This is a genomic window from Idiomarina sp. OXR-189 (assembly GCF_034373425.1).
GTDB lineage: Bacteria > Pseudomonadota > Gammaproteobacteria > Enterobacterales > Alteromonadaceae > Idiomarina > Idiomarina zobellii.
This window is the reverse complement of sequence record NZ_CP139706.1, coordinates 2152559-2167107: the sequence shown is the minus strand read 5'-3', so window position 1 is coordinate 2167107 and position 14549 is coordinate 2152559. Positions and strand designations below refer to the sequence as shown.

General features: G+C 46.5%; 12 protein-coding genes. 5 read left to right on the top strand and 7 right to left on the bottom strand.

The features are described 5' to 3' along the window. Positions 1-60: 60 nt before the first annotated feature. The 3 genes from UM402_RS10675 to UM402_RS10665 all read left to right on the top strand — a co-directional run bounded on the left by UM402_RS10675 (position 61) and on the right by UM402_RS10665 (position 4846). On the top strand, positions 61-1236 hold the full coding sequence (locus UM402_RS10675; protein ID WP_058576164.1) for an APC family permease: 1176 nt from the start codon (positions 61-63) through the stop codon (positions 1234-1236). Positions 1237-1353: 117 nt separating this feature from the next. Beyond that, a complete protein-coding gene (locus UM402_RS10670) occupies positions 1354-2739 on the top strand; it encodes a serine hydrolase domain-containing protein (RefSeq protein WP_058576165.1) in 1386 nt (461 codons plus the stop codon). Positions 2740-2797: 58 nt separating this feature from the next. After that, a complete protein-coding gene (locus tag UM402_RS10665) occupies positions 2798-4846 on the top strand; it encodes a methyl-accepting chemotaxis protein (RefSeq protein ID WP_058576166.1) in 2049 nt (682 codons plus the stop codon). On the opposite strand, the gene UM402_RS10660 is transcribed toward UM402_RS10665, so the two are convergent. From UM402_RS10660 to UM402_RS10630, 7 genes are all read right to left on the bottom strand, one after another. Continuing rightward, on the bottom strand, positions 4839-7025 hold the full coding sequence (locus UM402_RS10660; protein WP_058576167.1) for an OsmC domain/YcaO domain-containing protein: 2187 nt from the start codon (positions 7023-7025) through the stop codon (positions 4839-4841). The two genes, UM402_RS10665 and UM402_RS10660, sit on opposite strands and share 8 nt — an antisense overlap. Before the next feature lie 64 nt (positions 7026-7089). Next, on the bottom strand, positions 7090-7635 hold the full coding sequence (locus UM402_RS10655; RefSeq protein WP_058576168.1) for a DUF3750 domain-containing protein: 546 nt from the start codon (positions 7633-7635) through the stop codon (positions 7090-7092). A 14-nt stretch (positions 7636-7649) separates the two neighbouring features. After that, positions 7650-8501 (bottom strand): glutathione-dependent disulfide-bond oxidoreductase, encoded by an 852-nt coding sequence (yghU, locus tag UM402_RS10650; RefSeq protein ID WP_053953673.1) that lies wholly within the window; start codon positions 8499-8501, stop codon positions 7650-7652. 19 nt (positions 8502-8520) lie between these two features. Then, positions 8521-9762, bottom strand: a complete 1242-nt coding sequence (kynU, locus tag UM402_RS10645; protein ID WP_058576169.1) for a kynureninase — start codon at positions 9760-9762, stop codon at positions 8521-8523. Beyond that, the gene (locus tag UM402_RS10640; protein WP_058576170.1) at positions 9759-10592 is read right to left on the bottom strand and encodes an alpha/beta hydrolase; all 834 of its coding nucleotides are present in this window, start codon (positions 10590-10592) and stop codon (positions 9759-9761) included. The genes kynU and UM402_RS10640 overlap by 4 nt, the downstream gene beginning before the upstream one ends. Positions 10593-10876: 284 nt before the next feature. Further along, a complete protein-coding gene (locus UM402_RS10635) occupies positions 10877-11371 on the bottom strand; it encodes a DUF962 domain-containing protein (RefSeq protein WP_058576171.1) in 495 nt (164 codons plus the stop codon). A gap of 73 nt (positions 11372-11444) precedes the next feature. Further along, positions 11445-12407, bottom strand: a complete 963-nt coding sequence (locus UM402_RS10630) for an HDOD domain-containing protein (protein ID WP_058576172.1) — start codon at positions 12405-12407, stop codon at positions 11445-11447. A gap of 144 nt (positions 12408-12551) precedes the next feature. Between UM402_RS10630 and UM402_RS10625 the strand changes: the two genes are divergently transcribed. After that, positions 12552-13103, top strand: a complete 552-nt coding sequence (locus UM402_RS10625) for a Tll0287-like domain-containing protein (protein WP_058576173.1) — start codon at positions 12552-12554, stop codon at positions 13101-13103. Between the two features lie 61 nt (positions 13104-13164). Then, a complete protein-coding gene (locus UM402_RS10620; RefSeq protein ID WP_058576174.1) occupies positions 13165-14547 on the top strand; it encodes a cytochrome ubiquinol oxidase subunit I in 1383 nt (460 codons plus the stop codon). Positions 14548-14549: the final 2 nt, after the last annotated feature.

Here is a 14549-nt window from a genome sequence, read left to right as displayed (position 1 = left end):
CAACAAAAACCTGTCTAAAATGTAACAATCCTCAATCAAGCAACCCTTAAAGGTGTGAACATGGCGAACCAATTAGTCAGGGAAACCGGCTTAGGTGGCGCGTTAATCATTGGCCTGGGCTCTATTCTGGGTACCGGCGCCTACGTCAGCGTAGGACTCAGTGCGACCATAGCCGGCGATATGCTGGTTTGGGCAATTGTACTAGCGGCGCTAACCGCGTTGTTTAATGGGTTGTCTTCTGCACAGCTAGCGGCTGCACACCCTGTCAGTGGCGGCACTTACGAGTATGGTTATCAGTTTTTGAATCCAGCCAGCGGTATCATAGCCGGCGGACTCTTCATCGTGGCAAAAAGCGCTTCGGCGGCAACGGCGGCATTGGCGGTGGCATGGTACATCAGTGCCAGTTTTGAGGTGTCCGAAACCACGGTAAAAGCGGTTGCCATAGGCCTCTTATTGCTGTTTACCGTATTTGTGTTATCTGGGGTGCGCAGAACCAACTGGCTGAATATGCTGTTAGTCACAGTCAGTATTATTGGCTTAATTGTATTTATTGGCGTCGCTTTAGGAATTGAGTCAGCAGCACCGGCAGTTGGTAATGAGTCGGTTTCAACTAGCCATTTGTCGCTTTTCCATGCGGCGGCTTTAATGTTCGTTGCATTTACCGGCTACGGACGCATAGCCACAATGGGGGAAGAAATAACCGAACCCAGACGCAATATTCCCAGGGCGGTGGTATTGACGTTAGCGGTGGTCAGCGCATTATACATTGCTGTTGGTTTGGCTATTCTGCATGTAGGGGGCCTTAATACATTTGAAGAGAGCCACTTCAATATCGCTAACCTAATCAGTGACTCTCCGTGGCAGTGGGTGGTGATTGTCGGCGGAATACTAGCTATGGGCGGCGTGGTTTTAAACTTATTACTCGGTGTCTCGCGTGTCATTTTAGCTATGGGACGCCGTGGTGACTTGCCTCGCGTTTTGGGCGGCCTCGATAAAGCCCAGAAATCGGCACCTGCTGCAACCTGGCTAACCTTCCTGATCATGGCCGTTATCGCTGGGTTTGGGGGGATAGAATCTGCCTGGACGTTAAGCGCATTTACCGTGCTTATTTACTATGGCATCACTAACGTTGCTGCCCTTAACGTCAGTAAAGAGCAGCGTTTTGTTCCTAAATTTGTGTCTGTGCTCGGACTAATAAGCTGTTTTGGGCTGGTCGGGTTAGCGGCTATTGCTTAGTTTGCGTATAAAGCGTTGAACGGACACTTTAATACGTTTGTGAGTGAGTCACTGACTCGCTATCGTCCTGAAGTTGTTATAGCGTTTATAGAATAAACATTTTATTGAGGATCTTTTATGAAGCGCTATTTAACAGTCATAATAGCCGGAGCTCTTTCTCTATGTGTGAGCGCTGAAGAAACCGACACAACGCTCAATGCCTACGCTGCCGGATACAAAGCAAACTTTACCTGCAGCGCAACCTTTAATGGCGGAAAGTCACCATCGCAAATTAAAGAAGACGAGCTAACGGGGATTTATTCTTTAATTGCCGATAAAGTGAATGGGCTGACCGCTGAAATAAATAGCAACGATAAATGGGTCCGTGTTGCCTATGATGATGGCAAAAGAATCCGTTATTCAGTCTGGCGACCTCGCTTAGGCTGTGTTGATTTGCCGGTAGGGGCTACTGAACAAGACATTAAACAGGTTTACCAGCCGTTTCAAAACAACCCCGCTGAACAAGCGGACACCGGAGACCCATGGCAAAGCCGTAACGCGGTTAATGAACCCACCGGAAACGACAAGCTAGATGCAGTCATTGAGCAGGCCTTTACGAAACATTATGGCGAAGGTGCACGAACGTCTGCCGTGTTAATCGCGACGCCGAATAAAATTATTGCTGAGCGTTATAAAGAAGACTTCACGCCGGAAACAGCCCAACGAACCTGGTCTGTGGCGAAAAGCATCGGTGCCAGCGTTATTGGCGCAGCGGTTCAGCAGGAGATTTTATCGGTTGACCAAAAAGCAGGCCTGCAGAACTGGTCGCATCCGTTGGATCCGCGTCAGCGCATTACACTGGAAAATCTATTACATATGGCGTCAGGCCTTGATAGTAACCAGGCGGGTAATCGAACCGATCGTGTCTACATGGGCGGCGGTTTAGTCAGTGACACCGCAACAGAAACGGCACTTGAAGTTGAGCCGGGCTCTCGTTGGAAGTACGCGAACAATGACACCATGTTGGCGCTTCGCGTACTGCGTGAAACAATGTCCAGTGAAGAGGCTTACGTAACCTTCCCTTATGAAGCGTTGCTCGACAAAATCGGTATGCAGCATACGTTTTTAGAAACAGACTGGCAGAGTGACTTCATTTTGTCGTCACAAGTATGGACAACATCACGCGATTTGGCTCGCTTAGGTGTATTGCATTTACAAAACGGGAAGTGGCAGGGGGAGCAGATCTTACCGCCGAATTGGTTGGAATATATCAGCACCCCGACACCCGCCCAACCGCCTGAAAGCGCTCCAGGTTATGGCGCACAGTGGTGGCTCTACAATGAACGTTTTCCAGATCTTCCTGACGACACTATTGCGGCACGTGGTAATCGCGGGCAGTTCCTGGTCATTATTCCAAGCGAGAACCTTATTGTCGTACGTCGCGGTTACGACTTAGCGGGAAAAGCAGGCTTTAACGAGCATGATTTTACCCGAGATATAATCCGTGCATTGAGTCATCGTTAAGAAAACCATGAATTAGCCGATAATATCAACGTGTATAAAAATAAAAAACGGTGGGACCATGCAAATAAAAGGCTCTTTGCAGCGTAAGCTTATTCTGTCTATTTCAGGCGTTTTGATTGTTTTACTGGCTGCGTTTGGTGTATTTGTTACTCAAACAATCGCTGAGCTAACTCGAGAGAAAACAGAAGCCCAGGTTGCCGAGCTTATTGAGCTAAGAGCTGCTGAAATTAATAGCTTTTTCAGTGAGAGAGCCCGAATTCCCACTACCCTTTTAACGGAACCGCGAATTACTCGATGGTTAACTCAGTATACTGAAAGAGGGAAGGATCTCTCGACGGACTCAGATTTTCAATCAATAAAGGAGTCCTTTGAAACTATTGTTCAGAATGACCCCACCGTTAAATCTGTTTTTATGGGGTCTGCGAACACCTATGAATACCTTTATGAGGAAGGTCGTATTGGTGTTGATACTTCGGGGCCCGATGCGGGCGACCCAACCAAGGGCTACTTTACTAATAAGCGTCCATGGTGGCATAACGCGATAGAAGAGGGGCGTTTATATTTGACGTCTCCTCAGGTTGACGCGACGGACAAAACAATTTCTTCAGTATTGCAGATGCCCATAGAAAACCAACAGGGTGAACTTGTAGGTGTTGGTGGGGTTGATATATTAATTACAACCATTGCTGAGCTTATTGACAGTATAAATTACCAAGGGCAAGGTAAGGCGTTTTTGGTGAATGAAAAAAATGAGTTAGTTTACTTTCCGACTCAGGATATTGAACTGGATCTGAATACGCCTATTGGAAAATTAGATAGTGTTTATTCGTCAGCTTTGGAGTCTGAAACTCAAGGTTTTGATAAGTTATCTGAAACCATGTCAAAAAGCCCGCGAGAAAGCGGCATCTCCTTAACGTGGAAGGGAGAAGACTATCAAGTATTTTATGTCCCTGTGAAATCTGAAGTGCCTTATATCGATTGGCAACTAGGGTTATTGGTTCCAAGCGAAATGATAGAGGTGCCAATAGCCAACGCTCGCTGGATGTCTTTCAGTAGCCTGTTAGCTATTATTATCGTTCTGACGTTAGTGACCTACTACGTGTCAATGAAAGTGTTTAAGCCAGTCAAAACGATTGCCGCAGCGATGAAAGATGTTGCTCAAGGTGACGGCGACTTAACTCAACGCTTGGAAATAGATTCTGATGATGAAGTCGGAACTATGGCGCGCGAATTTAACCGATTCTCAGACAGGATACAGCAGCTCGTTGCACATGCGAATCAGTCCTCAGAACAGGTGAATGGGGCAGCTGATCGAGTATCCGGCACTGTGAATGAACTGAACGGTGAAGTGCATAACGAACAACAGCAAATAGCGCGAATTGTTGAGGCGGTTCAGAGAATGAATGCCACCAGCGAGACAATAGCTGATTATGCGCGTGATGCGTCCCAGTCAGTTGATGATGCGGCGGAATCGGTCAAAGTCGTGTCGAATAATTCGCATAAAACGCAACAAGTTATTAGTGAAGTATCGCGTTCTATATCCAGCGCAACGGAAGCTGTTCAAAGTCTTAACGATGATGTTGCGGATATTACCACCGTTTTAGACGTAATAACCGGAATTGCGGAACAAACTAACTTATTAGCGTTAAATGCGGCGATTGAAGCAGCTCGAGCTGGTGAGCAGGGACGAGGTTTTGCGGTAGTGGCGGACGAAGTTAGAACACTGGCAACCCGAACTCAGGACTCCATTGACCATATTCAGAAAACGGTTGAAAAGTTGCAAGCCGGAGCGACTAAAGTCAAAGCTGCTATGGAGCAAACAGACGCCATGAGTAATGACGGTGAAGAGCAAGTTGAGTTGGTACTGAATGCGATTACCCAAATTGAGCGAGCGATGCAAAAAGTGACGCAAATGAACCACAGTATATCCACGTCGACAGAAGACCAACGGGCACTTGCTGCTGAAGTCAATGGTGAGTTAGAAAGCGTTCATAGCTTAACGGAACAAATGGTAGCGCACTCTAACTCTATGCAGTCTGACTTCAGTAGTTTAAGAGATATTTCATCAGAGCTGAAAGCGACCGTGGGCCGCTTTAAAATTAACTAGCGCTCTTAGCTCGCGCACGATGTAGCTTTTTGTAGCTGTCCAGCAGCTTCAGATGACGGTCGATGCCTTCCAGTTGCATGTTGGTTTGCGTCAGGCCGTAAAAGCGTGTGGTGCCTTGTACAGAACCTATAACTGCCTCAATGACGTCTTCACCGTACATACGCCCTAAATTATAGCGGTAATCGCTCAGCTCTAATTCGTCGTCGAGGGTGATTTCCAGCACGGCTTCCACCGCCCGATAAAACAGCACCCGCTCTGGTGTGTTGTCATTATACTGCAGGAACATTTCAACGTACTCTTGAGCGTCTTCACGACGTTGCAGTGCTAGATAAATAAGCAACTTAAGCTCTAAAATAGTGAGCTGCCCCCACTCGGTATTTTCATCAAACTCAATACCGATAAGGGTAATAATGTCCATGTAATTGTCGAGTTGGCTGTCCTCTAATCGCTCGACGAGATCTTCCAGGTGCTCGTCTGACAGGCGATGTAGGTTCAGAATGTCCTCGCGGTACTGCAACGCGATGTTGGTGTTGTCCCAGGCTAAGTCCTCAACCGGATACACTTCGGAGTAACCCGGCACTAAGATGCGGCAAACCGGAGCCCCTAAGTCTTCGTGCACCATAATGTAGGCTTCTTTGTCCAGTTCCTTCAGAATACCGAACAAGGTGTCGGCTTCTTCTTCATTGGTTGGGGATGCAAAATCCCACTCCACAAACTCAATGTCTGACTTGGCACTGAAAAAGCGCCAGGACACGACACCAGAGGAGTCAATAAAGTGCTCTACATAGTTGTTTGGCTCGGACACCGCCATAGAATTAAAGGTTGGCGGTGGTAAGTCGTTCAGTCCTTCAAAGCTGCGACCTTGTAATAGCTCCGTTAAGCTGCGCTCTAATGCGACTTCAAAGCTCGGATGCGCACCAAAAGAAGCAAACACACCGCCTGTACGTGGGTTCATCAGTGTCACACACATAACCGGGAATTGTCCGCCAAGTGAAGCGTCTTTTACCAATACCGGGTAGCCTTGCTCCTCAAGGGCATTTATACCGGCAACAATATCAGGGTATTTATTCAGAACGTTTTGCGGCACGTCGGGTAGGGTAATTTCGTCTTCAATAATTTGCTTCTTAACCGCGCGCTCAAAAATTTCTGACAAGCACTGCACTTTCGCTTCCGCCAATGTATTGCCGGCGCTCATACCGTTACTTAAGTATAAGTTCTCAATGAGGTTTGACGGGAAATAGATGGTTTCTCCGTCGGAATGACGCACAAACGGCAGTGACACAATACCTCGATCGACACGTCCTGAATTGGTGTCAATTAAGTGAGAGCCGCGTAGTTCGCCTTCAGGATCATAAAACTCGCGCGTTCGCTCATCGAGTATTTCTTCCGGTAGTTCATCATTTGGCCCGGGCTGAAACCACTTTTCTCGCGGGTAATGAACAAAGTCGGCATTGGCAATTTCTTCACCAAAATACTGGTCATTGTAGAAAAAGTTGCAGCTTAAGCGCTCTATAAATTCACCCAACGCCGAGCATAATGCACTTTCTTTGCTGGCGCCTTTGCCGTTGGTAAAGCACATGTGCGACGCGGCGTCACGAATATGCAGTGACCAAACGTTTGGCACAATGTTGCGCCAGGACGCCACCTCTATTTTCATACCCAAGTCAGCTAACAGCTTGGTCATGTTGTTAATGGTGTCTTCTAAGGGCAGGTCTTTGCCTTCAATGTAGGTTTTCTCGTCACCGCTTGGGTCAATAGTGAGTAATGCCTGAGCGTCCTGCGTGATGCTTTCCACAGCTTCAACGTCAAACGCCAATTCGTTCTCAATAACCCGCTTAACGGCGCAGCGTTCAGCTGCACGAATAATGCCTTTGCGATCTTTCTCATCGATGTCTGCCGGTAGTTCCACCTGAATTTTAAACAGCTGTTGATAGCGGTTTTCCGGGTCGACAACATTGTTCTGGGAAATGCGAATGTTCTCGGTTGGAATGTCGCGCGCATCACAATACAGACGAATAAAGTGAGCCGCGCACATGACCGATGACGCTAAGAAATAGTCAAACGGCCCGGGTGCTGAACCATCGCCTTTATAACGAATGGGTTGGTCAGAAATGACGGTGAAGTCATCAAACTTCGCCTCAAGGCGCATGTTTTCGAGAAAACGAACATTGATTTCCATAGAGAGGGACTTTCGCTTGTAAATAGAAGAGCTGAGAAAGTGCGGGATTATCCCACACTTTCAGTCATTGATCATTATCGGCGTAGCCACTGCCATAAGCACTAAAGGGAAGCTTCAGCCCTAATTCTGGTATCTGCAAGCCTATCCAAGCCGGAAAGGTGTTGCTGTTGGGACCAGGCAAAACTTTGTATTGGTTCGCCCAGGGATAAGCACTCGATAGCTTTTTAATGCGTGGGATTATTTCGGCGGCTTGCGGACCCTTAACCGATAGTAGCTTTTCAGGTTTAGCGCCGTACCAGTAACGGTCAGGGGTTTTGGTTTGATAAACCCGCAGAGCAGGGCGACCATGTTCGACACCCCAGCCGACCACTTCATACACGGTATATTCAGCAGCGCTGGCAGGTTTTACCGCTAACCAGGTGTGTACCGCAAACCAACCTCGCCAACCGAAGGCATCGGCGGCATACGCCTCAATAACGGCCTCTTGCTCTACCGCTGGGTTGGGTGCAATGCCTGCTGGCTCACGCGACGCATCCCGCCAGTCGCCCGACGAGCAGCCAGCGACCAGCACAACCGAAACGACCAATAGAAACTGTGTTAGAAAACGCATCCTGAATGTAACCTCTACTCAAAGTCGCTGGCGCTGTGGCGCTCGCGTAATTGTTCGCTTTCTTCGCCCCAAACTTTGTTCACACGACGACCGCGTTTTACGGCCGGACGCTCGTTGATGCGCTTCGCCCAGGCCACCACGTTTTTATACTCGTGTGCTTGTAAAAACTCAGCGGCTTCATAAACTTCGTTTAATACTAAGGCGCCGTACCAAGGGAAAATGGCCATGTCGGCAATAGTGTAATCGTTGCCGGCAATATAGTCGTTGTCAGCCAGTTGCTTGTCGAGCACATCAAGCTGACGTTTTACTTCCATGGTGTAGCGATTGATGGGGTACTCCAGTTTTTCCGGTGCATAGGCATAAAAATGGCCAAAACCACCACCTAACATAGGTGCACTGCCCATCTGCCAGAAGAGCCAGTTTAGGCACTCGGTACGTTTGGCAGGCTCATTGGGTAAAAACTCTCCAAACTTTTCCGCTAAATAGAGCAGTATTGAACCTGACTCGAATACGCGGGTTGCTGGCGTTGTGGAGTTGTCGAGCAGTGCCGGAATTTTTGAATTCGGGTTTATCTCTACAAAACCACTGCTGAACTGTTCACCCTCAGTAATATCGATAATATAGGCGTCGTATTCGGCAGCATCTATGCCTTTCTCCAACAGCTCTTCAAATAAAATTGTGACCTTCTGTCCGTTCGGGGTTGCCAGCGAATACAACTGATGCGGGTGCTTACCCACAGGTAATTCTTTGTCATACGTAGCGCCAGCCACAGGGCGATTAATACTGGCAAACTTGCCGCCACTTTCTTGCTCCCACTTCCACACTTTAGGTGGTTGGTAGTCATTTCCTGATACTGTATTTCCCATAAAACCTCCAAAATAGCGTTTAAGTGACTGCCTGGCGCTCTGCGTAACGTGACTCTTTATACGCATCTGTTTGCATGACGTTTCGTATTTGCTCAACAGCGTTCCATACATCTTTATAGCTGTTATAAAGTGGCGCAAAGCCAAAACGAATAAAGTTCGGAGCTCGATAGTCCGCAATGACGCCCCGGTCTATCAGCGCCTGACACAGCTCGTAAGCATACACGAACGAGTAACTCAGTTGGCTGCCACGGTCGTCAGCTGACGCCGAGGAAAGACGTTGTAGCTGGTCACTTAAACCGTATTGATTGATTAAGTCGTCAAACAATGTCGTTAATGTTACTGACTTTTTACGCACGGTTTGCAAATCTAGATCGTCAAACAGCTCCAATGCAGCATCGATTGCTGACATTGAAATAATAGATGGTGTGCCAGCGAGAAACTGTTTAATGCCGCTGTCAGGTTGATACTGGGGGTCAAATTCAAATGGGTTTTGATGACCAAACCAACCGGCAATGGGTTGTTGTAATTTATTTTGCAAGGCGTTGTTTACGTAAACAAAGGCCGGAGCACCTGGCCCACCATTGAGGTATTTATAGGTACAACCGACGGCCATATCGACGTTCCAGTTATCCAGGTGAACAGGCATAGCACCGGCACTGTGCGCTAAGTCAACAATAATAAGCGCACCATGCTGATGAGCCCTTTCGGTTAACGATTTAATGTCCAGCCGTTTACCGCTGCGGAAGTTCACTTCGGTGACCATAACGACAGCGGTTGAGTCGTCGATACTGCGAAGCAAATTATCTTCCTGAACGTCAACGAATTGGCAGCGCTGTTCACCCAGAAGCCCCTGCAACCCCTGAGCTATGTAAAGATCCGTAGGGAAATTGTCGTGGCTTGAAATGACTTTGTTGCGGCTGTTTGTGCCGTTAAAACTAAGCGCAGCGCTTAGCAGTTTGAATAAATTGACAGAAATAGAGTCGCAGCATATTACCTGACCTTCCGACGCGCCTATAATTGGCGCAATTTTTTCGCCAACTTGTTGAGGTAAACTGACCCAGTTATGTTGGTTCCAGCTGCTTATTAAGTCGTTACCCCATTGTTGCTCGGTAACCTCTTTGACCCTTTTTTTGACTCGTTTGGGCAGCGCACCGAGTGAATTGCCGTCCAGATAAATGGTGTTTTCAGGAAGGTGAAACTCATCACGATATTTGGCCAACGGGTCATTGCTATCTAAGACTTCTACATCAGTTACATTCATGGTTTCAATTCTTTGTTCAGCTGCTGAATAATGATTGTCCAGGTATCGGTTTTAGGGTGAATCATGTCGAAGTGGCCTGCGTCATCTATTATCAAGGTGTTTACGTTACCTACGCCGAATACTTCCGTTTGGCTCATTGGTACTATGTTATCGGCAGAGCCCTGCAGTAACCAGGTATTATGATGCAGCGGCTGTTGTTTTGGGTCGGCCTCTGCCAAGTTAAAGTCACTTTGTGCGGTATTGATAAGCGTTTTCGCTGCTTGGTTACAACTGCCATCTTCAGCTACATAGACCTGCATATCGGTTATTGCGGCTAACCCGATAACGGCATCGATATGCTCAGCGTATTTGTAATTTTTCGATGTTGCCAGCAGAGCCAAATGCCCACCTGCCGAATGACCCATCACTGCCGTTGGCTTGCCGTTGGTCTGTTGAAGTATGTTTTCAATGGCTTTTGACACATCATTGAGGCTGGCTGGCCATGCCGCATTGTTCTCTCCTAAACGGCGGTATTCAACTGACCAAAGGTTAAAGCCTGCTTTCGCCAACGCGGTGCTTAATGGGTAACTGTGGCGGATATCGTAGTCTTTAAGCCAACAACCGCCATGAATGAAAATGACATTTGCTGCTTCAGCTGCATTGTTTTTCGCTGGCCAATACTCAAAGAACTGAGAGGGGTGGGTGCCATAACTGTGTTTTTTAACGGAACTACCTGAGGAAAGTTCAAGCACCTCTGAAAAGGAGACTTGTTTAAGTTTCTCTGCTTGAGCGCTGAGAGCAAAAGAGCAAGTTAAAAAAATGGCCAGAACGATAAATATTAAGCGCTTCATTAAGTCATACCAATATTTTCTATTAATCAGTTTTAGGTGTTGTTGGAACCATACAAGTTTAAAATTTTAAGGGCAATAAAATACTTGATTGATTACTAAAGAGATTTAGTTGAGGCGAAAAATTGAGCAGATTCTATACTCAGTAATGAGCGGTTTAGACTGTTCAGGAGGTAATTATGTGTATTGGGTGAACCCACCGAGAAAAGAGAAAAGCTTAAACACCGAAGACAACTAAGTCATTAGTGAATATTCAAGGCTGACTTTAACCAAGCCAGCCTTGGGACTTATTGTTCTAATTGACGCTCAACGTCGGCTTTTAACTCTTTTCGCAAGCCCAGCATAAATACAACTTCGGTCACGACAAATAACGGACCGACGGCTAAGCCCATAATGTCATCAACAAAAGCCGGTTTGCGACCTTCGAAGTAATGGCCAATAAACTGGAATACCCAACCTACAACAAACAAGCCAATGGCCCAACTGAGCCATAGCTCAGTTGGCATAGCCGCAAAGTATCGGCCGGCAGCCAACGCAAACCATAGCAAAATCGTCATAAGCAGGCCTAATGGGATATCCAGCCGAACATAAAAAATAATCGACAGGAAAACGGCAATGCTGGCAGGCGTAATAATCATAAACTCCATGGGCAAAACTGGCCGCGAAAGCAGCGTTAAAATACCCACAACAATCATCGGAATACCAATTAAGTGTGTTGCAACGTTCTTACGGTTGCGGTGGTAAGCGGCGTATTGAGCTAAATGTTCTACAATTGTTTTCATAGCTTTTCGTTTAGGAAGAGATTCGTTTTAGATTGATACGCATCGTTACCATTGTCAATTAGCTGTCTACATACTAATGTGGGTTGACTTTATGGGTTGAGTCACCTATTCCCAACGAATCCAATGTTCGCTCAACCTGATGTTGGGCTTTACCAAACTCATAGCAGAACTTGTTGAAGGGCACTATCTCGGTGTCGATATGTTCGCTTAAAACCGACTCCTTTAGCGTTTTTTTTATTTCAGCAGGAGGAAGGTGTGCATTTTTTTTGTTATTTGCTAAAAAGAAGCTCATTTCATCTGCAATCATAATAGCAGTTAATAACTGTCTGTTTTCTTTCGACAAGGCTTTACTATTAAATACTTCGGGTGTGTGATGGTACTGAACGGCTATACCGATAACCCTTGGTAAATGAAGTTTTTTACAAGCGCTCAACCCGACTTCAGCATGAGTGTGTCCTGTTATTTCTTTTTCGACATCAATAAGCTCATTTGCTGTGTGCCAACCTTTTTCTTCTGTTTTGTCTATGGCGTGAGGTGCTAACTGCAATATGACAAAACGGCCAATGTCGTGAAGTAGACCCGCCATATATACTTGTTGAGGGTCGACATATTGGTGCTCTGATCTCTCGACTAAATAACTGGCGAACTGAGCTACTTGCAGTGAATGCTTCCAAAGTTCTCGGTGTTCTGCTTTGCGTGGCAGGAAAACCCGGGTCACTGACTGTGCAAAGAGAAGCTCAAATAAACGTTTGGCGCCGACGCGAGAGAGAGCGGCTTTAACACTGGAGACTTTTGTCGCTTCATGTTGCGCGAAAGCGGCAGAGTTGGCGTACCCTAGCAATGCGGTGGCAAGCGGCGGATCGGCTTGAGCGAGTTTTAAAACAATATCGTAAAAGTCTTTGCTATCAGGGTTGTACTTCATGAGTTCATAGACAACCACTGGCAGCATTGGCAGCTTTTCTATATTTTTGCGTATACTTTCAATATCGACATTATTAATGCTACTAAGACTCCGGTTTGAAGGTGATGTTGTCATAAACTCATTATTGACTATTTTGAGTGGTTGTAAACTGCGAAATTAATGTTGATTACCCCTGCGACAATATGTCTCAAAAATTCCAATAGAACTAAACAGTATAAACATATAACCTAAACGTAAAATTCAACTGAGAGGTTAACTATGTTCACTGTATCGCGTCTTATATCTGCAATAGTGTTTCTTAGTATATCAACATCCGCGTTTGCTAGTGAAGAAAATTACGAAGAGGCGGCGAAGCAGTTGCAACAGCGTTTAGGTAAGGTGCTTATGTCGACCATTCAGAAAGACGGTCATGTTGCTGCAATTTCTGTTTGTAACGAGCAGGCACCAGAAATTGCCAGTGCGGTGAGTGATGAACTAAACCTAAGCGTTGGACGTACGTCTTTGAAAGTGAGAAACCTGCAGAATGAACCGACTAAAAAGCAAGAGCAGGTTCTAAAAGAGTTCGAGCGGTTATGGAGCAAAACGAAAGAAAACGTACCGACTCAGCGCTACACGAATGAAGAAGGGCATACGGTGTGGATGAAAGCCCTCGTTATGCAGCCGCAGTGTGCGGCGTGCCATGGTTCGAATATTGAACCTGAACTAAGAAAGGCTATTACCGAAAAGTACCCAAACGATAAAGCAACAGGTTTTGACGTTGGCGATATTCGTGGGGCTTTTGTTGTTAGATCAAAAAATCAAAATCAATAACCCTTGATATTGTAAGGTTATTGTTTAGAATGACTTAAATCCTTAGTTAGGAGATGATGTGATGGAACTTGACCCGCTGTTCCTCTCGCGAATTCAATTCGCATTTGTTGTGTCTTTCCATGCCATTTTCCCGGTATTTACTATCGGACTGGCGTCTTATATTGCACTCATTTACGGCCTTGCATTCAAAACCAATAACCCGAAATGGGAACGTTTAGGTGCGTTCTGGACGCAGGTTTTCGCTGTTGTTTTTGGCATGGGAGTTGTGTCAGGCATTGTCATGTCGTTTCAGTTTGGTACGAACTGGAGTAATTTCTCTCTGGCAACCGCAAACTTCCTGGGGCCTGTGCTTAGTTACGAGGTTGTGACAGCATTCTTCCTTGAAGCTGCGTTTCTAGGGGTATTGCTATTTGGTCGAGGCAAAGTGCCTAACGGTGTGCATTTCTTTGCGGCGTTGATGGTCTCTATTGGTACCTTTATTTCGTCATTCTGGATCCTCTCGGCTAACAGCTGGATGCAAACGCCTGCAGGGGTAGAGATTCGTGACGGTATCTACCATGTAGTCGATTGGTCGGCGGCCATCTTTAACGAGTCTTTCTGGTATCGATTTGCTCACATGGGCTTGGCTTCATTCTTGACCGGTGGTTTTGTGGTTGCAGGTGTTAGTGCCTGGTTCCTGATTCAAAAGCGGGACACGGAGTTACATCGTAAAGCATTATCGATGACGCTTTGGCTGCTATTATTCCTGACGCCACTACAAGTCTTTATTGGCGACCTGCACGGCTTAAATACGCTTGAGCATCAGCCAACTAAAGTGGCGGCGATGGAAGGTAACTGGGAAACGCAAAAAGGCGCGCCTTTGTTATTGTTTGCAATTCCAGATCAAGAGCAGCAAACCAACCACTTTGAAGTGGGCATTCCGAAAATGGCTAGCTTCATATTAACTCACGACTGGGACGGTGAAATTCCTGGTGTGAAAGAGCAGCCACCGGAGTTACAGCCAAATGTACCTATCGTATTCTGGTCCTTCCGGATTATGGTGGCTATGGGTTTGTTAATGGTGTTGGTTGCTGTTATTGGACTGTTCCTGCGACGTAACAAAGCCTATATGCATAAGCGTTGGTACTTACAAACACTGCGTTTAATGACGCTAAGTCCGTTTATTGCTGTATTGGCCGGCTGGTTCGTCACCGAGGTGGGTCGCGCGCCTTATTTGATTTATGGGCAAATGACGCACGCAGAGGGAGTTACTCCATCGTTAACGGGTGGGATGGCACTGTTTACTTTGATTGGGTACTTCTTAGTTTATGCGTTTGTTTTCGCTGCTGGCGCTTACTATCTGACGCGAGTTATTCGTACAGGTACAGAAGGTACCAAACAACACGATGATGAGAAACATCGTCCGAAACGCCCACTGTCTGCTGCTGAAGCAAGCTTTGATTAAGG

Coding starts and splice junctions, on each gene's coding strand:
- UM402_RS10675 (WP_058576164.1), top strand. CDS start 61: ATGGCGAACCAATTAGTCAGGGAAACCGGCTTAGGTGGCGCGTTAATC.
- UM402_RS10670 (WP_058576165.1), top strand. CDS start 1,354: ATGAAGCGCTATTTAACAGTCATAATAGCCGGAGCTCTTTCTCTATGT.
- UM402_RS10665 (WP_058576166.1), top strand. CDS start 2,798: ATGCAAATAAAAGGCTCTTTGCAGCGTAAGCTTATTCTGTCTATTTCA.
- UM402_RS10660 (WP_058576167.1), bottom strand. CDS start 7,025: ATGGAAATCAATGTTCGTTTTCTCGAAAACATGCGCCTTGAGGCGAAG.
- UM402_RS10655 (WP_058576168.1), bottom strand. CDS start 7,635: ATGCGTTTTCTAACACAGTTTCTATTGGTCGTTTCGGTTGTGCTGGTC.
- yghU (WP_053953673.1), bottom strand. CDS start 8,501: ATGGGAAATACAGTATCAGGAAATGACTACCAACCACCTAAAGTGTGG.
- kynU (WP_058576169.1), bottom strand. CDS start 9,762: ATGAATGTAACTGATGTAGAAGTCTTAGATAGCAATGACCCGTTGGCC.
- UM402_RS10640 (WP_058576170.1), bottom strand. CDS start 10,592: ATGAAGCGCTTAATATTTATCGTTCTGGCCATTTTTTTAACTTGCTCT.
- UM402_RS10635 (WP_058576171.1), bottom strand. CDS start 11,371: ATGAAAACAATTGTAGAACATTTAGCTCAATACGCCGCTTACCACCGC.
- UM402_RS10630 (WP_058576172.1), bottom strand. CDS start 12,407: ATGACAACATCACCTTCAAACCGGAGTCTTAGTAGCATTAATAATGTC.
- UM402_RS10625 (WP_058576173.1), top strand. CDS start 12,552: ATGTTCACTGTATCGCGTCTTATATCTGCAATAGTGTTTCTTAGTATA.
- UM402_RS10620 (WP_058576174.1), top strand. CDS start 13,165: ATGGAACTTGACCCGCTGTTCCTCTCGCGAATTCAATTCGCATTTGTT.